Origin of the sequence: uncultured Christiangramia sp. (genome assembly GCF_913046405.1) — a bacterium.
Classification (GTDB): Bacteria; Bacteroidota; Bacteroidia; order Flavobacteriales; family Flavobacteriaceae; genus Christiangramia; species Christiangramia marina.
The window spans coordinates 1-18,136 of sequence record NZ_CAJWRQ010000061.1 but is presented as its reverse complement, the minus strand read 5'-3'; the positions used below and the strand labels follow the sequence as shown (position 1 = coordinate 18,136).

Annotated in this window: 16 protein-coding genes and 1 pseudogene; 8 read left to right on the top strand and 9 right to left on the bottom strand. The window is 39.8% G+C overall.

Features of this window, described 5'->3' with window-relative positions; genetic code table 11:
* The 5 genes and pseudogenes from QZ620_RS09280 to tgt form a co-directional block, all read right to left on the bottom strand.
* Nucleotides 1–807: pseudogene (locus QZ620_RS09280) on the bottom strand (asparagine synthetase B); the annotation flags it as partial.
* Nucleotides 782–2,329, bottom strand: coding sequence for a replicative DNA helicase (dnaB, locus tag QZ620_RS09275; RefSeq protein ID WP_295180996.1), 1,548 nt, complete (start codon nt 2,327–2,329; stop codon nt 782–784). The gene dnaB and the pseudogene QZ620_RS09280, both read right to left, overlap by 26 nt.
* Nucleotides 2,330–2,498: 169 nt before the next feature.
* On the bottom strand, nt 2,499–3,452 hold the full coding sequence (locus tag QZ620_RS09270; protein ID WP_295180994.1) for an acetyl-CoA carboxylase carboxyltransferase subunit alpha: 954 nt from the start codon (nt 3,450–3,452) through the stop codon (nt 2,499–2,501).
* A gap of 95 nt (nt 3,453–3,547) precedes the next feature.
* Nucleotides 3,548–4,624, bottom strand: coding sequence for an LptF/LptG family permease (locus QZ620_RS09265; protein WP_295180992.1), 1,077 nt, complete (start codon nt 4,622–4,624; stop codon nt 3,548–3,550).
* A 9-nt stretch (nt 4,625–4,633) separates the two neighbouring features.
* A complete protein-coding gene (gene tgt / locus QZ620_RS09260) occupies nt 4,634–5,764 on the bottom strand; it encodes a tRNA guanosine(34) transglycosylase Tgt (RefSeq protein WP_141878387.1) in 1,131 nt (376 codons plus the stop codon).
* Between the two features lie 256 nt (nt 5,765–6,020).
* Between tgt and QZ620_RS09255 the strand changes: the two genes are divergently transcribed.
* The 3 genes from QZ620_RS09255 to QZ620_RS09245 all read left to right on the top strand — a co-directional run bounded on the left by QZ620_RS09255 (nt 6,021) and on the right by QZ620_RS09245 (nt 8,588).
* On the top strand, nt 6,021–6,866 hold the full coding sequence (locus tag QZ620_RS09255; protein ID WP_295180989.1) for a transketolase: 846 nt from the start codon (nt 6,021–6,023) through the stop codon (nt 6,864–6,866).
* Between the two features lie 33 nt (nt 6,867–6,899).
* The gene (locus tag QZ620_RS09250; protein WP_295180987.1) at nt 6,900–7,853 is read left to right on the top strand and encodes a transketolase family protein; all 954 of its coding nucleotides are present in this window, start codon (nt 6,900–6,902) and stop codon (nt 7,851–7,853) included.
* Nucleotides 7,854–7,985: 132 nt separating this feature from the next.
* Nucleotides 7,986–8,588 (top strand): outer membrane beta-barrel protein, encoded by a 603-nt coding sequence (locus tag QZ620_RS09245; RefSeq protein ID WP_295180985.1) that lies wholly within the window; start codon nt 7,986–7,988, stop codon nt 8,586–8,588.
* Nucleotides 8,589–8,651: 63 nt separating this feature from the next.
* On the opposite strand, the gene recQ is transcribed toward QZ620_RS09245, so the two are convergent.
* Entirely contained in the window at nt 8,652–10,847 is a 2,196-nt protein-coding gene (recQ, locus tag QZ620_RS09240) for a DNA helicase RecQ (protein ID WP_295180983.1), read from the bottom strand.
* Nucleotides 10,848–10,931: 84 nt separating this feature from the next.
* Here recQ and QZ620_RS09235 point away from each other — a divergent pair, with 84 nt between their 5' ends.
* From QZ620_RS09235 to lptB, 4 genes are read left to right on the top strand one after another with little or no spacing between them, the layout of a single operon-like run.
* Nucleotides 10,932–11,897, top strand: coding sequence for a KpsF/GutQ family sugar-phosphate isomerase (locus QZ620_RS09235; RefSeq protein WP_295180981.1), 966 nt, complete (start codon nt 10,932–10,934; stop codon nt 11,895–11,897).
* Entirely contained in the window at nt 11,897–12,724 is an 828-nt protein-coding gene (gene tatC, locus QZ620_RS09230; protein WP_295180979.1) for a twin-arginine translocase subunit TatC, read from the top strand. The genes QZ620_RS09235 and tatC overlap by 1 nt, the downstream gene beginning before the upstream one ends.
* Before the next feature lie 3 nt (nt 12,725–12,727).
* On the top strand, nt 12,728–13,075 hold the full coding sequence (locus QZ620_RS09225; RefSeq protein ID WP_141878394.1) for a carboxymuconolactone decarboxylase family protein: 348 nt from the start codon (nt 12,728–12,730) through the stop codon (nt 13,073–13,075).
* Nucleotides 13,076–13,114: 39 nt separating this feature from the next.
* Entirely contained in the window at nt 13,115–13,855 is a 741-nt protein-coding gene (gene lptB / locus QZ620_RS09220; RefSeq protein ID WP_026914497.1) for an LPS export ABC transporter ATP-binding protein, read from the top strand.
* Here lptB and QZ620_RS09215 read toward each other — a convergent pair.
* The gene (locus tag QZ620_RS09215; protein WP_295180976.1) at nt 13,852–14,601 is read right to left on the bottom strand and encodes a CDP-alcohol phosphatidyltransferase family protein; all 750 of its coding nucleotides are present in this window, start codon (nt 14,599–14,601) and stop codon (nt 13,852–13,854) included. The two genes, lptB and QZ620_RS09215, sit on opposite strands and share 4 nt — an antisense overlap.
* A 139-nt stretch (nt 14,602–14,740) precedes the next feature.
* On the opposite strand from QZ620_RS09215, the gene lnt reads away from it, so the two are divergent.
* On the top strand, nt 14,741–16,336 hold the full coding sequence (lnt, locus tag QZ620_RS09210; protein ID WP_295180975.1) for an apolipoprotein N-acyltransferase: 1,596 nt from the start codon (nt 14,741–14,743) through the stop codon (nt 16,334–16,336).
* A 120-nt stretch (nt 16,337–16,456) separates the two neighbouring features.
* On the opposite strand, the gene QZ620_RS09205 is transcribed toward lnt, so the two are convergent.
* Together QZ620_RS09205 and QZ620_RS09200 are read right to left on the bottom strand one after the other, a co-directional pair.
* On the bottom strand, nt 16,457–17,851 hold the full coding sequence (locus QZ620_RS09205) for a sugar transferase (RefSeq protein WP_295180973.1): 1,395 nt from the start codon (nt 17,849–17,851) through the stop codon (nt 16,457–16,459).
* A 39-nt stretch (nt 17,852–17,890) separates the two neighbouring features.
* A partial coding sequence (locus QZ620_RS09200) for a glycosyltransferase family 4 protein (protein ID WP_295180971.1) occupies nt 17,891–18,136 on the bottom strand: 246 nt, incomplete at its 5' end.

The window sequence follows — 18,136 nt, the reverse complement described above, 5'->3', positions numbered from 1 at the left end:
TGCCGCCAAAGCGATATCAAAACTATCTGTGGCACTACACATGGCAAACATAAAACCTCCCCCTTTTACATATTCACTTATTCTTCTGGCCACCGCAAGTTTCTCTTCTGAAACTTTTTCATAACCGAGCTCTTTCGCCAGTCTTTCAGCTTCCTTCTTGTCTTCTATATACCAAGGAGTAGATTTAAAACTGCGATAAAATTTCCCATATTGCCCGGTGAAATCTTCATGATGCAGGTGAAGCCAGTCATATAAGAGCAGGCCATCTGCCAGAACTTCACGGTCGTAAATGGTAGTATATGGTATTTCAGCATAACTAAGTGCCATAGTAACGGCATCATCCCAGGGTTTATTTCCCTGCGGACTATAAACTGCAATTTTAGGTGCCTTTTCCAGTGGAACTGATTCCATGTTCTGGGAAGGACTGCTAATTTCCTGAAGAATAATTTCTGCTTTTTGATCACTAATGATCTCAAAAGACACACCACGAATCTGGCATTCTTTCCGAAGATCTGGATGATCTGAGACCAGAAAGGAACCACCTCTGTAATTTAGCAGCCAGTTGACCTTGAAGTTTTTCTGAAGGGAAAAATAGACCATTCCGTATGCCTTCAAATGATCATTTTGTGTACTCGCATCCATCGGGATAAGTACTTTGGAGGCATTTGCAGTAAAACTGGTAACCAATAGATACAAAAAAAGCAAAGTAGTTTGAAGTACTTTGCTTTTTATAATATTTTTTAAATGTCCTGTATTGCTGATATTCTTCAGTTTAAGATCATTAAAATGGAACGTCGCTATCATCATCCTCGCTATTCATTGAGCTACCAAATGCTTCATCTGCACTAGGATTTGGTAAATTGAAATTTCCGAAGTCATCCGCATCTCCACTATTCATGCTTGAAGGAATTTCAGAAGGGAAACTAAAGTCTTCTAAATTATCGAATTTACCGAGTTCTCCAATAAACTTTAAGCGAATATTTTCCAGACCACCATTACGGTGTTTCGCAACAATGAACTCACCCTGACCCTGCGTAGGTGTTCTTTCTTCATCATCCCACTCTTCGATCTTATAATATTCCGGACGATAAATAAATGATACAATATCTGCATCCTGCTCGATCGCTCCAGATTCCCTAAGGTCGGATAGTAATGGTCGTTTACTTCCACCACGCGTTTCAACCGCACGGGAAAGCTGTGAGAGGGCGATTACAGGTACATTAAGTTCTTTTGCTAGAGCCTTCAGGTTTCTGGAAATCATGGAAATCTCCTGTTCACGGTTCCCACCTTTCTGCCCGCCACCGGCAGTCATTAATTGCAAATAATCTATAACAATAAGTCTTATCCCATGCTGGGAGGCAAGACGTCTGGCTTTTGCACGTAGATCAAAAATAGAAAGTGAAGGAGTATCATCAATAAACAAAGGTGCTTTTTCAAGATCTTTCACCTTTACATTCAATTGCTCCCATTCGTGCTGCTCCAATTTACCGGTTCTAAGTTTTTCTGAAGAAAGTCCGGTTTCAGAAGAGATCAAACGGGTGATCAACTGTACTGAAGACATCTCCAGTGAAAAGAATGCTACCGGAAAACCCTGGTCTACAGCAATATTTCGGGCCATAGATAAGGTAAGCGCAGTTTTACCCATACCTGGACGGGCAGCAACAATTATCAAATCTGAAGGTTGCCATCCCGAAGTAAGATCATCAAGTTTGTCGAATCCTGAAGGAACTCCACTAAGTCCTTCTTTGTTGGAAATCTCCTGGATCTTCTTCTTCGCCTGGATTACCAGTGATTGTGCAGTTTCGGTTGATCGCTTAATGTTCCCCTGGGTTACTTCATACAGTTTGGATTCTGCTGAATCTAAAAGATCGAACACATCTGAACCTTCATCAAATGCTTCCTCAATTATTTCGTTGGAGATCTTAATTAAAGATCTCTGAATGTACTTCTGTAAAATTATACGTGCGTGAAATTCAATATGCGCACTACTGGACACCTTTTGAGTAAGCTGAATGAGATAATAGTCTCCTCCAACCTTATCAAACACCTTATCCTTCTTAAGTTGGTTAGAAACGGTTAATAAGTCAATCGCTTCAGAGGCATCAAACAATTTTTTGATGGCATCATAGATCAACTTATGGGAATTCTTGTAAAAGGCATCCGGTACCAGAATATCAATGATCTCGTCAACTCCTTTTTTGTCGATCATCATTGCACCAAGCACAACCTCTTCTAAATCAACAGCTTGAGGCGGGACTTTACCTTTTTCAAGGCTTACCACATTTGTTTTTTTGTAGGTAATGTTCTGGGGGGAGCTTATTTTTTCCATAGATACGAAAGTAAATAAAATGTTAAGACAATCTTAAGTAGAAAGCCCTGAGGTACTCAACAGGTAATGAACAATTCACCTGTTGATAACTTCGATTTTGTGTTAATAAGACAAAAAAATCCGGAATTTAACTGCCGGATTTTCTAACGATGATGTATAAATAAAGCAGTTAGCCTTTAAACACTCCCATGTCTAAATATTTATCCATTCTATTTTCTACCAGTTGGTCTGGTGATAAGTTTCTGAATTCAGAATGTGCTTTGGTAATTGAAGATTTTACCGTATTAAAGATCTCTTCGCGATTGCTGTGAGCACCTCCTAAAGGTTCTTTTACAATTTCATCAATAAGCTTCTGCTTTTTCATATCTGTAGCAGTCAGTTTTAAAGCGTCTGCTGCTATTTCCTTGTATTCCCAGCTTCTCCATAGAATGGAAGAACAGCTTTCAGGAGAGATCACAGAATACCAGGTGTTTTCCAGCATTAGTACTTTATCTCCAACACCAATTCCCAAAGCTCCACCACTGGCACCTTCACCAATAATCACTACGATGATTGGCACCTTTAATCGCGTCATCTCAAGAATATTTCTTGCGATCGCTTCACCCTGCCCACGCTCTTCAGCTTCCAGCCCAGGATATGCTCCAGGAGTATCAACGAAACATACTACAGGAACACCGAACTTTTCAGCAGACTTCATTAAACGAAGTGCTTTTCTATACCCTTCAGGATTGGCCATCCCGAAATTACGGTATTGTCTTGTTTTGGTATTATAACCTTTTTGCTGCCCAACAAACATAAAACTTTGATCATCGATCTTTCCAAGACCACCAATCATTGCCTTATCATCCTTCACATTACGATCACCGTGCAATTCAAGGAAAGTATCTCCACAAATAGCGTTTATATAATCTAAAGTATAAGGTCTATTAGGATGCCTGGAAAGTTGTACTCTCTGCCAGGGCGAAAGATTCTTATAGATCTGTTTCTTGGTTTCAGCAAGTTTCTTCTCAATTTGCTTGCAGGTTGCCGTAACATCTACATCACTTTCCTGTCCAATATTGCAGGCTTTGGCATATTGTTCCTCAAGCTCCTTGATAGGTTGTTCAAATTCTAAATACTCCATATTTCTTATGGTTATTAATTTAAATAGCTCACAAATATAACAACTTTGAAAGGATAGAAATGGCTGATAAAGTTTAAATTTTCAACAGTGATGGATTAACGCTTCGCGCGAATAAGAAGCACGATGGCCAGTATCCCGAATACTATATTAGGAAACCATACTGCGATCAAAGGTGAGAAGGTGGACTGCTCTGCCATGGTTCCAAAAACCTTGTCGAAAAAGATAAAAATAAAGGCCAGGCATATTCCCACTGCAAGGTTCACTCCCATTCCTCCTCTTCTTTTAAAGGAAGATACTGCAACGGCAATTATTGTTAGAATAAAGGCTGAAATAGGGATACTCCAACGCTTATAAGCCACTACTTCATACCTGCTTATGTTACCCGAACCTCTTCTTTTTTCCTTAGAGATGAACTCCTTTAATTCGGTATAATTTAATGTTTCAGCAATATAAGATTCAGGAGTAAGTTCATCGAATTCGAATGGCAGGATCGTGTCCAGGGTTCTGTAATTAAATATACTATCTCCTCTGGCTCCAATAATTCGTTTATCTGCCATAGTAAGCCTGTACGTACTGTCCTCTGGATTGTAGCGTAAACTGGAAGCGCTTATCTTAAATTTCAACTCATTGCCTTCAAAGTGTTCCAGCGTAAAATTACGCGCAGAATTTGAACTTGGTGAAAAGTGATTGGCGTAGATGAACTCGTTGTCATTTATCTGCCGGTAAACATCGTTGGTTTCCCTGGTTTCCTGCCCGTGTTTTAAATACCTGTATTTAAACTCATTAAAACCTTTACTGGCCTGCGGAGCGAGATACATGGAAAGAATCAATGCACCAACACAAACTATAGTTGCACCTATTAAATAAGGCCTTAGAAATCTATAAAAAGAAACACCACTACTTAAAAAAGCGACAATTTCAGTATTCATCGCTAGCTTCGAAGTGAACCAGATGACCGACAAGAATAGAAATATAGGAAATAGGAGGTTTGCAAAATAGATGGTAAAGTCCAGATAGTAATAGGCGACTTCAATAAATGGCACTTCATTATCCAGGATCTTGTCGATCTTTTCAGCAAGGTTTACAGTGATACCAATTGGAATGAACAACAACAGCATCATACTGAAGGTTCCCAGATATCTTTTAAGTATATACCAATCGAGAATTTTCAAATTCCGGAATTATAATCGTTTATCCATTTGTTTTACCATCTTATCTTTCCACTGTGTGAAATCTCCGGCTAATATATGCTTTCTGGCTTCTCTCGTCAACCACAGGTAGAAACTAAGATTATGAATACTTGCAATTTGCCTGCCAAGCATTTCGTTCACAGTAAATAGATGTCGAACATAGGCTTTAGAATACTCTGAATCTACAAAGCTAACACCTTCTGGATCTATTGGTGAAAAGTCATCTGCCCATTTCTTGTTCTTGATATTAATGGTTCCATGGGATGTAAATAACATTCCGTTTCGTCCATTCCTTGTTGGCATCACGCAATCGAACATATCTACTCCTAAAGCAATATTTTCAAGAATATTAATTGGTGTTCCCACTCCCATTAGATAACGTGGCTTGTCTTCCGGTAGTATGGCAGTAACCACTTCAGTCATGGCATACATTTCATCTGCCGGTTCTCCTACAGATAATCCTCCAATAGCATTTCCTTCAGCACCGGCGTTTGCGATATATTCCGCAGATTGCTTCCGAAGATCTTTATAAGTGCTTCCCTGTACGATCGGGAAAAGCGTTTGCTTATAATCATAAATTTCAGGCGTTTTCTCAAGGTGATTAATACACCTGTCCAGCCAGCGATGCGTCATATGCATAGATCTCTTTGCATAATTATAATCACATGGATATGGCGTACATTCATCAAAAGCCATAATAATATCGGCTCCAATGGTACGCTGAATTTCCATTACATTTTCAGGAGTAAACGTATGATAGGAACCATCTATATGAGATTTGAACTTCACACCTTCTTCCTTGATCTTTCTTCTTGCTGAAAGTGAATAAACCTGGTAACCACCACTATCTGTAAGGATATTTCGATCCCAATTCATGAATTTATGAAGTCCACCGGCTTTCCTGAGAATTTCAGTTTGAGGTCTAAGGTATAAATGGTAGGTATTTCCCAGTATAATATCTGGATTGATGTCTTCCTTTAGTTCACGTTGATGTACGCCTTTAACGGTAGCTACCGTTCCAACCGGCATAAAAATAGGAGTTTCGATCTTGCCATGATCTGTGGTAATACTTCCGGCACGTGCTTTACTACCTGCATCGGTAGATAAAAGTTCAAATTTCATCTGGTATTTAATATATGTTCGTTAACGATCAGATGCAATTCGCCAAAAAACCTCGAATTGATGTAAAGTTTTTGAATTGGCTCATTTCATAGTTCCGTTTAATCGCTGCAAAGATACTCATTCAAAACTCAAATGGAAGTCAGAGTGCACAGAGCCTGTTAGTATTTTGCTGAAAAAGTTAATAACTGGGGTATGGTTGCTTTGTCAAAGGCTTTAAATCGCTTATTTTTGCGGCAACAAAACAACACATTATAAAATGCCAAACATCAACGAATTACAAGATTTTGTCACTCAGGTTCGCCGCGATATTCTGCGACAGGTGCATAAAGTAAACTCTGGTCACCCTGGAGGTTCTTTAGGTTGCGCTGAATTTTTCACGGCTCTTTACCAGGAAGTTATGGATCACAACACCAGCTTCAACATGGATGGTAAAGGAGAAGACCTGTTCTTTCTTTCCAATGGTCATATCTCCCCGGTTTTTTACAGTGTACTTGCCCGAAGTGGATATTTTCCTGTTGAAGAACTGAATACTTTTAGATTGATCGATTCAAGATTGCAGGGACACCCTACCACTCACGAGGGACTTCCTGGAGTTAGAATTGCTTCAGGCTCGCTAGGACAGGGAATGAGCGTTGCTCTGGGTGCTGCCCAGGCTAAAAAACTGAATAATGATACTCATCTTGTTTACACCCTTCATGGTGATGGTGAGTTGCAGGAAGGTCAGAACTGGGAAGCGATCATGTACGCTGCCGGAAATAAAGTAGACAACCTAATTTCTACAGTAGACCTCAACGGTCAGCAAATTGATGGTAGTACAGAAAAAGTACTTCCGCTAGGAAATCTTAGAGCTAAATTTGAAGCATTTGGCTGGGACGTTATGGAAATTGAAGATGGAAATAATCTTCAACAGGTGATCGACGGACTTAAAGAAGCTAAAACCAGAACTGGAAAAGGTAAGCCAGTCTGTATTTTAATGAACACGGTAATGGGTAATGGTGTCGATTTTATGATGCATACACACGCATGGCACGGGAAGGCTCCAAACGACGAGCAGTTGGAAAAAGGACTTTCTCAGAACCCGGAAACCCTTGGTGATTACTAAGCCGAATTCATTAAAATCAAAATTAAGAATATCATGAAAGAATATATAAATAAAGGAAGTAAGGATACCAGATCTGGTTTTGGAGATGGCTTAACAGAACTTGGGCAATCTAACGAGAATGTGGTTGCACTATGTGCCGATCTTACCGGATCCCTGAAAATGGACGACTTCAAAGCAAATCATCCTGAAAGATTTTTCCAGGTTGGTATTGCTGAAGCGAATATGATCGGGATGGCCGCAGGGATGACCATTGGTGGGAAAATTCCGTTTACAGGAACTTTCGCCAACTTCTCTACCGGTAGAGTTTACGACCAGATTCGACAAAGTGTTGCCTATTCCGGGAAGAATGTGAAGATCTGTGCAAGTCACGCCGGAGTTACTTTGGGAGAGGATGGTGCAACTCACCAGATCCTTGAAGATATCGGCTTGATGAAAATGCTACCTGGAATGACAGTGATCAACACCTGTGATTATAACCAGACTAAAGCTGCAACCAAAGCGATTGCAGATTACGATGGTCCTGTTTACCTAAGATTTGGCCGACCAAAGGTTGCTAATTTTACTGAAGAGGATCAGGATTTCCAGATCGGGAAAGCAGTGCATCTATATGAAGGTACCGATGTTAGTATCATTGCAACTGGTCATTTAGTTTGGGAAGCTATTCAGGCGGCTGTGGAGCTGAATGAAAAAGGTATTAGTGCCGAAGTGATCAACATTCATACGATCAAACCCTTTGATGAAGAAGCTGTGATCGCTTCAGCTAAGAAAACCGGATGTGTGGTTACTGCTGAAGAGCATAATTTCCTTGGCGGACTTGGTGAAAGTGTTGCCAGAACCCTGGCTTCTCACCACCCTACACCTCAGGAATTCGTGGCGACTGAAGATTGCTTCGGGGAAAGCGGAACTCCTGCTCAGTTAATGGAAAAATATGGTTTGAATGCTGCTGCCATTGTGAAGGCTGCGGAAAAAGCTATTAAAAGAAAATAATACTTCTATAACATAGAAGTCAGCATATTAAAGCCTTCTGAAGTTTATCTTCGGAAGGCTTTTCTACTTTTACTGAAATAAACAATAAACCCATGGCGTTATAATAGCCTGAAATTAGATAAAATTAGATCTATGAAAAAGTTAATGATGTTTGCACTAGTGATCGGTGCACTGAATATTTCTGCACAGGATGCAAGTTTTGGGATCAAAGGTGGTTTAAATTACGGTGCAACCGGAGAATACGAATCTATTAGCCGTCTAACCGATGATTTTAGCGGTTCATTTGAAGATGGAGAAAATAAGACCGGTTTTCATGCAGGATTTTTTGGACAGTTCGAAATACTGGGAATCTTTCTACGCCCGGAATTGGTTTATACAGAAATGAATACCGAGTACTCACAATTTGATTATAAGCTTCAGAAAATAGATGCTCCTGTACTTCTAGGAGTAAATGTGCTAGGACCTTTAAATATCAAGGCAGGTCCGGCATTTCAATATATTCTGAAAAATGAACTGGAAAACACGAATTTGAGTATTGGTGATGTTGAAAATGAAATCAGTGTGGGATATCAATTAGGAGCAGGTCTTGATTTAGGCAGGCTTGGTTTCGATGTTCGATATGAAGGAGCTTTCCAGGACAACCAGGCATTGGGTGGAAATCTTGCTGCCGATAGTGGTTTCACTATAGATTCAAGACCATCACAATGGATCCTGAGTATAGCATATACACTCTAGATGAGACGCAATAGTTAGATTATTGTAATAAAAAAAACCGGAAGAGATTCCGGGTTTTTTGTTTTAGTTCGCTACCTGACTTATAAACTTGATTCGGTATAATCGCAATTCTTCGTCGTCATAATCGCCATCAAACTCTTCCATCGCTTCATCGATCTTATCGGTCTCCGCTTCCAGGAAATATTCATGAATCTCTTCCTGTTGGTCTTCATCCAGAATATCATCCAGGTAGTAGTCAATGTTTAATTTTGTTCCACTATAAACAATGGCTTCCATTTCCTTGATAAACTCTGGCATCTGCATACCTTTTGCCGAAGCAATATCTGATAATGGTAATTTCCGGTCTACACTCTGGATGATAAATAGTTTCAAAGCACTATTGGCGCCTGTCGATTTTACCACAAAATCTTCGGGCCTTACAATTTCATTATCTTCAACATATCTCGAGATAAGATCTACAAAATCTGCTCCGTATTTTTTGGCCTTTCCTTCTCCTACTCCGTGAATGTTTCCTAATTCCTCGATACTTATCGGGTATTTAAGAGCCATATCTTCTAAAGATGGATCCTGGAAGATCACAAATGGAGGCAGGTCTTTCTTTTTAGCAACTTTCTTCCGAAGTTCCTTTAGCATTTTGACCAGCTGATCATCCACAGTATTTGCAGATTTTTGAGGTACAACGACTTCTTCAGTACTATCATTAAAAACATGATCCTCGGTCATCATAAATGACACCGGATTCTTCAGATACTCTTCCCCACGCCTGGTTAGTTTTACCACACCATAGGTTTCAATATCCTTTTTCAGAAATCCTGCGATTAAAGCCTGGCGTATAAGTGCCATCCAGTAACCGGCATGTTGGTGACTTCCTTTTCCGAAGAGAGGATGTTCATCGGTCTTATGAGAAAGAATGACCGCATTGCTTTTTCCAATGAGCGTGCGCACCACTTCCTTTGACTTATATAACTGATTTGTTTCTTTAACGGTTTTCAGCAATAGCTCAAGATCATCCTTGGCTTCATGCTGATTCTTTGGATTCTGAACATTGTCATCCATATCTGCTCCTTCCCCGGTTTCAGAATCGAATTCCTCCCCAAAGTAATGCAGTATAAATTTTCTTCTTGAGATGGAAGTTTCAGCAAAGGCAACCACTTCCTGTAATAGTGCATGGCCAATCTCCTGTTCTGCAACAGGTTTACCACTCATAAACTTCTCAAGTTTTTCAATGTCTTTATAACTGTAGAACGCAAGACAATGACCTTCACCACCATCTCTCCCGGCACGACCGGTTTCCTGGTAATAACTTTCTATACTTTTAGGAATGTCATGGTGAATCACAAAACGAACATCTGGCTTGTCGATCCCCATTCCAAAAGCGATTGTTGCCACCACCACATCGATATCTTCCATAAGAAACATATCCTGATGTCTGGAACGTGTTTTTGCATCCAGGCCGGCATGATAAGGAACGGCTTTAATGCCATTTACCTGAAGAGTTTGAGCAAGCTCTTCCACTTTCTTTCTACTCAGACAATAGATAATTCCCGATTTACCATCGTTCTTTTTAACGAAACGAATAATATCGGCATCAACATTCTTGGTTTTTGGCCGTACCTCGTAATAAAGATTAGGTCGGTTAAAACTTGCCTTAAAAGTATTTGCATCTGTGATTCCCAGATTCTTCAGAATATCTTCCTGAACTTTGGGAGTAGCCGTGGCGGTAAGTCCGATGACCGGTATATTATCGCCAATACGCTGAAGTATATGTCTTAGATTTCGATATTCCGGCCTGAAGTCATGTCCCCATTCACTAATACAGTGTGCTTCATCCACAGCAAGGAACGAGATCGTCTGATGCTTTAGAAAATCCACATAATCTTCCTTGGTCAGTGATTCCGGAGCCACATAGAGAAGTTTACAAACACCACTATCGATGTCTGCTTTTACCTGGTTTACTTCTGTTTTGTTTAAAGAGGAATTCAAAACATGGGCGATACCATATTCCGAAGAGATACTACGAATAGCATCTACCTGGTTCTTCATTAAAGCTATAAGTGGGGAAACAACGATCGCTGTTCCATCCTGTATTAGTGCAGGGAGCTGATAACATAATGATTTACCTCCACCCGTTGGCATAACAACGAACGTATCATGGCCATTTACGATACTGGTGATAACATCTTCCTGAAGCCCCTTAAACTGACTAAAACCAAAGTACTTCTTCAGTTCTTTGTGTAAATCAATTTCGGTCAAACCCATTCAATTGTGTTACAATTTTACATACATTTGTATAACTAAATATACGGTTTTCTTTAGTACCTGCAATTCTTAATTTAATCTAATTTGAAACTTAGCGAGCAAATCATTTCTTCAGCGAAAGAAACCATTTCCAACGAAGCCAAAGCAATTGCGAATCTCGAAAATTACATTGACGAAGAATTCATTAAGGCGGTAGAAGTCATCTACAGGTCTGAAGGTCGTGTTGTGGTCACCGGTATTGGTAAAAGTGCCATAATCGCCAATAAGATCGTGGCCACTCTCAACTCAACTGGTACTCCATCTATTTTTATGCATGCGGCAGACGCGATTCATGGAGATCTTGGGATCGTCCAGGATAATGATGTGGTGATCTGTATTTCCAAAAGTGGAGATAGCCCTGAAATAAAGGTTTTAGTGCCACTCATTAAGAATTTTCATAATGTACTTATAGGACTCACCGGAAACAAGGATTCATTTCTTGGGAAACAGGCAGACTATGTTCTAAATAGTTATGTAGAGATGGAAGCCTGTCCTAATAATCTTGCTCCGACTACTAGTACAACTGCACAAATGGTTATTGGAGATGCAATTGCAGTATGCTTATTGAATTTAAAAGGCTTCAGCAGCAGAGATTTCGCCAAATATCATCCGGGAGGATCATTAGGTAAGAAACTATATTTGAGAGTTAGCGATATCGTATCTCAAAATATGGTGCCAATGGTTTCTGCGGAAACCGATGTGGCTAATGTGATCATTGAAATTTCAGAAAAAATGCTTGGTGTAACCGCAGTTCTGGAAAACGATCGAATCATCGGGATCATCACAGATGGTGATATTCGTAGAATGCTGAAGGATCACGGAGAAATAAAAGGATTAAAAGCACGGGATATCATGAGTGCCGATCCAAAAACGATCGAACAGGATACTCTGGCTGTTGTGGCCATGGAAATTCTTGAGAAGAACCAGATCTCGCAGCTACTGGCTGTCGAGAATGGAAAATATACGGGTGTTGTTCACCTGCACAATTTAATAAGAGAAGGAATTTTATAATGGAAAGAATCGCCCCCCAGGAAGAACCGGAAATGTCTTTTTTAGATCATCTTGAGGAACTAAGATGGCATTTGATTCGTGCAGTACTTTCTGTAGTAATCGCAGCCACTGTTGCCTTTTTACTGAAAAGTTTCATATTTGATGTTGTATTATTTGGACCTAGCAAAGGTGATTTCTGGTCCTATAGTATGTTATGTAAAGTTTCAGAAGCGCTTGGTTTTGACGGTGGGTTCTGTTTTCAAGAGCTTCCTTTTACCATACAAAGTAGAACGATGGGTGGACAGTTTTCTGCACACATCTGGACTTCCATTACCGCAGGTTTTATCATCGCATTCCCTTACATCATTTATGAGTTCTGGAAGTTTGTCGCTCCTGCAATGCATGAGAAGGAACGTAAACATGCTAAAGGCTTTATTTTTGTGACTTCCATGTTATTCTTTATCGGAGTCCTTTTCGGTTATTATGTGATCACTCCGTTATCCATAAACTTCCTGGGGAAATATCAGGTAAGTGACATTGTTCTAAATGAGTTCGATTTAAGTGATTATATAGGCCTGGTAAGAACAACAGTAATAGCTTCAGGATTAATTTTTGAGCTTCCTATACTTATTTATTTCTTAACCAAGGTTGGTATTGTAACACCACAATTCCTGAAAACCTATAGAAAGTATGCCCTGGTGATCGTACTTATACTATCAGCAGTAATTACTCCGCCAGATATTGTGAGTCAGATCATTGTTGCGGTTCCGGTATTGATACTTTATGAAGTGAGTATTATCATTTCAAAGTTCATGTATAAAAAAGAAGAAGAAAAATTAAAAAGTTAAGCTATGACAAATCAAGTGGACGAATTTAATTCGTACCGTGCCAAGATGAACGATAAGATTCTTGGTGATAATAATAAGATCATAAAAAGAATATTTAACCTGGACACCAATGCATTTACTGAAGGTGCCCTGGATAAAAAAACAAAAGAATTACTTGGACTGGTTGCATCTACAGTATTGCGTTGTGATGACTGCGTAAGATATCACCTGGAAGCGAGTTATAATGAAGGAATCACCAAGGAAGAAGTAATGGAAACCCTGAGTATTGGTACTCTTATAGGTGGAACTATCGTGATCCCTCACTTAAGACGTGCTTACGAATATTGGGAAGCTTTGGAAGCCCAGGAATAAAACGGAACAATTTCTGCTTATTCAGAATAAATTGAGACTATGAAACTACGCGCTGAAAATCTGATCAAAACCTATAAAGGAAGAAATGTTGTAAAAGGTATTTCTGTGGAAGTTAATCAGGGAGAGATCGTGGGGTTACTTGGACCGAATGGTGCTGGTAAAACCACTTCTTTTTACATGATCGTAGGTTTGATCAAACCCAATAGCGGGAACATTATTCTGGATAAGCAGAACATTACCAAATTCCCCATGTACAAGCGTGCACAGCACGGAATTGGATATCTTGCCCAGGAAGCTTCGGTTTTCAGGAAGCTGAGTATCGAGGACAATATTCTAAGCGTTCTGGAACTTACGAAGCTTTCAAAGAAAGAGCGATTAATGAAGATGGAATCGCTTATTGAAGAATTTGGACTTGGCCATATACGAAAAAGCCGTGGAGACCTTTTAAGTGGTGGTGAACGTCGAAGAACAGAAATCGCCAGGGCTTTGGCTACAGATCCAAATTTCATTCTCCTAGATGAGCCCTTTGCCGGGGTAGATCCAGTGGCGGTAGAGGACATTCAAAGAATTGTTGCTCAACTAAAAGACAAGAATATCGGTATTCTCATTACCGATCACAACGTACAGGAAACCCTTGCCATTACCGACAGGACCTACCTTATGTTCGAAGGTAGCATTTTAAAGCATGGAATGCCTGAAGAGCTGGCCGAGGACGAAATGGTTCGTAAAGTTTACCTTGGACAGAACTTCGAGCTTAGAAAGAAAAAGATCTTTAATTAAGCTGTTTCTTTTCTATTTGAAATTACTGAAAGTAGTACATAGAGCAGTATAATTACTGGTATTGCTATAAACTTCAGGAATACTATGAGCAAGAGGCAACTAATAATAAAGAAGTATCGTAATTTATTCTCTTTAAATCCCCAGTCTGAAAATTTTAGCGCGAATAATGGTAATTCCGCATTCAGAAGAATACAGCTTAAGATCGTTAATCCAACCAAAAACCATTCGTTCAGGATCAATTGATTGATCATTGGAACAGATTCATAGGTAAGAATTAGCGGTAAACTAAGGATCAGCAAAGCATTCGCCGGAGTTGGAAGACCAATAAAAGAGTCGGTTTGGCGATCATCTACATTGAATTTTGCCAATCTATATGCTGAAGCTACAATGATTAACAATCCTATAAGGGCAAAGGGTTGAAGGTTCAAATCAAATTCTGAAGAATTCCAGTCGGTTGATAAGCTACCGCTGGATGGTAAAGCTTTTATGATCAACTGGTACATTACGATTCCCGGCACTACCCCACTGGTAACGACATCTGCCAGAGAATCCAGTTGTAGTCCTACTTCACTTTTTACATTAAGCGCACGAGCGGCCAGCCCGTCGAAGAAGTCGAAAAAGATCCCGGCAGCTACAAATATAGCAGCCAGCACCAGGTTTCCCTGTACAGCAAAAATAACTGCGATACTACCAGATAGCAGGTTTAAAGAAGTAATTAGATTCGGAACGTGTTTTTTTAAGCCCATTTGACTGTTTTAAATAGAATCCACTAAACTAACATTTTGAATTTAAAAGCCTCAAAAAATACTGTTATATGAAAAGCAAGTCGGCTAAATTTAATGATTCCTGTATAAGTTTATTATTTTTGAGCAGACTTCAGCATCTATGAAAAACTTTCTTCTGGCGCTTCTTAGCGGGATCATTCTGGCAATTTCCTGGCCAACTTATGGATTTCCAATTTTCATATTTCTAGGTTTTGTGCCACTGCTTTATGCTGAATTTAAAATTCGTAACTATTCTAAAAGCAAGGTCAAACTGAAAGTTTTTGCTCTTTCCTATCTCACTTTCTTCATCTGGAATGTGATTACTACCTGGTGGATCTACAACTCCACTCCTTTCGGAGGTGTTTTCGCGATACTGGCAAATTCGCTATTAATGTCTATAGTCTTTCTCTTATACCATATTGTAGCTAAGAGAACTGGGTTTAAAGCTGCTTCAGCATTTCTTATCAGCATCTGGATGGTCTTTGAGAAGATACACTTGAACTGGGACTTTTCCTGGCCGTGGCTTAATCTTGGGAACGTATTTTCAGAAGTTCCAGCATGGATTCAGTGGTATGAATTTACAGGAACTTTTGGAGGAACATTATGGGTATGGATATTGAACGTTGCGATCTTCAAGTCTATTCTAGCATACCGGGAATTTAAAGAGAAAGCAATCATCGCAAGGGCCGCGTTAAAGGTTTTGTTGCTTATTGGTATTCCAATGCTAATTTCTGGGGTTCTATACTGGAATTATGAGGAACCTGAGGAATTCATAGATGTGGTCATCCTCCAGCCAAATATCAATCCTTATACCGAAAAATATAATACTACAGATCGAAAGATCGGGGAGCTCCTACTTGAACTATCTGCTAAAGCTGTGACCCCAGAAACAGATTTGATCATTGCTCCGGAAACTGTCTTTGCTGATGGTACACAACTGAAGAACCTCAACAATTCTGAAGGAGTGTTTTATGGCGAGCAAATAAGCCGATTGGGCAATGAATTATCTTTCATGGGAGGAATTACCATGTACGAGAGGTTCAATGATCCAGGGAAAGTCCGCAGACAATCCAATAGAATCGGTCCTAAGGATTGGTATGATGATTATAACTCTGCATTTATGATCAGTGATCATTCAGATAGTTTGCAATTATACCATAAATCGAAACTGGTCGTAGGCGTCGAGAATTTCCCATACCAAGATATATTGAAACCAATACTTGGTAATGTAATGATCGATCTTGGGGGTACGGTTGCCATGAAAACCACCCAGGAAGAGCGGGAAGTGCTTTATTTTGAGGACTCGCTGGGAACTGCACCAATCATTTGTTACGAGTCAGTTTACGGCGAGTATGTAACCGGGTATCTAGAAAACGGAGCTAATTTTCTAAGTATTATTACCAATGATGCATGGTGGGGTGACACACAGGGCCACCAGCAGCATTTAAGTTATGCAAGCTTACGTGCTATAGAAAATAGAAGATATGTGGCGAGAAGCGCCAACACTGGTATTTCAGCGATTATAAATTCCCGTGGTGATATTTTGGAAACCCTGGCATACGAGGAGCGTGGCAGCATTTCAGGGCGAGTCGGAATCCAGAATGAGCTTACTTTTTATTCCAAATACGGAGATTATCTGGCAAGAATCGCACAGTTTCTGGCTCTATTCATCTTCTTATTTTCCGTAGTAAAATATAACAGGAAAAGACCTGCGTGAGAAGTGAGCTGTATGAAGAAAATTTCCAGCTTCTTTCCTTTCAACTTCAACAAACATCTGACATCAGACTACCTACATCTAAGAACCATACGAAAACGCAAAACAGACATCCTCTAGCTTTTATTGTCCTCTAAAGAATAGTACGGTACTAAATGTTTTTAGAAGTATACTTAGATCGAGAAAGATTCCGCGATGTTTGATATAATAGAGATCATACTGAAGTTTTTCAAGACTATCGTCATAGCAATCTCCATAGTTAGCCATCACCTGCGCCCATCCAGTTAAGCCTGGTTTAATGATGTGCCGGGTATCATAAAACGGAATAAGTTCTGAAAGTTCATCCACGAACACAGGACGCTCAGGTCTTGGCCCGATCAAACTCATATCTCCAAGTAATACGTTGTAAAACTGCGGAATTTCATCCAGCCTTGATCTACGCAGGAATCGGCCAAATTTGGTAACTCTCAGGTCTTTTTTCTGAGCAAATTGCGGTCCTGAAATCTCCGCATCCTTATTCATGGTTCGCAGCTTTACGATCTTGAAAACCTCCCCATTTTTTCCAACACGTTCCTGAAAGTAAAAGGTCTTTCCACGATTCGCGATGAGATTTCCGAGGATGATAAAGGGGCTAAGAATTATTCCGACTAGTATTCCGAATATAGAAACAAGGATATCAAAGCTTCGAAAGGCCAGCAGGTAAAATTTATTCTGGTGATTTCTACTGAAGGGGAAATAACGGTAAAAGTCCTTGTCTACATTTTGCACCGGGATTCTCTGAGTGATCTCCTCATATACCTGGGAATAATCACGAATCGAAAAACCCTGCTTCTGAAGTGTGCTTAACTGATTGTAAAGTGGCAACATCAACCCACGTTGAAATGCACTGGTAACAACAATTTCACCTATATGTTCATCCTTGACCGTCTGCACAAGTTCTTCTACTTCAAATCTTAAAAGATCTTCTCTGGCGATATTAGTTTTTAAAGTCTCATCGGTATTGATATAGCCAACTACAAAATAATTAGGATCAGCTTTTTGCAGGGATTCAGCAATCAACTTAATGTCGAATGAATCGCCCACCACCAACACCCGCTTATAGAATCTTGGACTTGAAATCAGACTGATATAAAGAGATCTCCATATAAGCAGTGAAATGGCTACAGAAAGAAAGAAAAAGATGATCTGCAGTCGGTTATCAGGCAAACTTGGAGTAAGTAATGGCGTTAGCATATAGAACAAAACCGTAAGACTGGTGGTAAGCAGGACGTTTTTCAATACGCTGTCAAACCGATCTGCCTTCTGAAGATCATAAAGTTCAAATACATTTCCGAAGAAACTGAGATAGACTATAAATACCAGCGTCCACGTCCAGGTATCAGAATTAATTCTGAAGTAGTCAAACTGAAAAATTATCCCGACAATAGTTAGAGAAAGTAAGGCAAAGAGAATATCGAAAAGCTTCAATAGAAACTTTCGCTCAGAAATTTCAAAATGAAAAATAGGCTTTTTCGACATTGCGGCAGGGCTGGTAATGTGCCGATAAATATAGAACTTTTAGCTTAGCAAATCCAGCCATTGGTGTTTAACTCGTTCCCAATCGAAGTTCTCTACTTCGATTCTGGCTTTTTTAGCAAGTTGAGTGCTAAATTCGGGATTGGAAATAAGTTTAATACAAGCAGCAGTCATAGCCTTAGGATCTTCTGGAGATACCAGGAGACCGGTTTGTTCATTTTGGATTAGATATGGCATCCCACCAACATTTGTTGAAACCACAGGTAGGCCTACAGCCATCGCTTCCAT

Coding starts and splice junctions, on each gene's coding strand:
- dnaB (WP_295180996.1), bottom strand. CDS start 2,329: ATGGAAAAAATAAGCTCCCCCCAGAACATTACCTACAAAAAAACAAAT.
- QZ620_RS09270 (WP_295180994.1), bottom strand. CDS start 3,452: ATGGAGTATTTAGAATTTGAACAACCTATCAAGGAGCTTGAGGAACAA.
- tgt (WP_141878387.1), bottom strand. CDS start 5,764: ATGAAATTTGAACTTTTATCTACCGATGCAGGTAGTAAAGCACGTGCC.
- QZ620_RS09255 (WP_295180989.1), top strand. CDS start 6,021: ATGCCAAACATCAACGAATTACAAGATTTTGTCACTCAGGTTCGCCGC.
- QZ620_RS09250 (WP_295180987.1), top strand. CDS start 6,900: ATGAAAGAATATATAAATAAAGGAAGTAAGGATACCAGATCTGGTTTT.
- QZ620_RS09245 (WP_295180985.1), top strand. CDS start 7,986: ATGAAAAAGTTAATGATGTTTGCACTAGTGATCGGTGCACTGAATATT.
- recQ (WP_295180983.1), bottom strand. CDS start 10,847: ATGGGTTTGACCGAAATTGATTTACACAAAGAACTGAAGAAGTACTTT.
- tatC (WP_295180979.1), top strand. CDS start 11,897: ATGGAAAGAATCGCCCCCCAGGAAGAACCGGAAATGTCTTTTTTAGAT.
- QZ620_RS09225 (WP_141878394.1), top strand. CDS start 12,728: ATGACAAATCAAGTGGACGAATTTAATTCGTACCGTGCCAAGATGAAC.
- lptB (WP_026914497.1), top strand. CDS start 13,115: ATGAAACTACGCGCTGAAAATCTGATCAAAACCTATAAAGGAAGAAAT.
- QZ620_RS09215 (WP_295180976.1), bottom strand. CDS start 14,601: ATGGGCTTAAAAAAACACGTTCCGAATCTAATTACTTCTTTAAACCTG.
- lnt (WP_295180975.1), top strand. CDS start 14,741: ATGAAAAACTTTCTTCTGGCGCTTCTTAGCGGGATCATTCTGGCAATT.
- QZ620_RS09205 (WP_295180973.1), bottom strand. CDS start 17,851: ATGTCGAAAAAGCCTATTTTTCATTTTGAAATTTCTGAGCGAAAGTTT.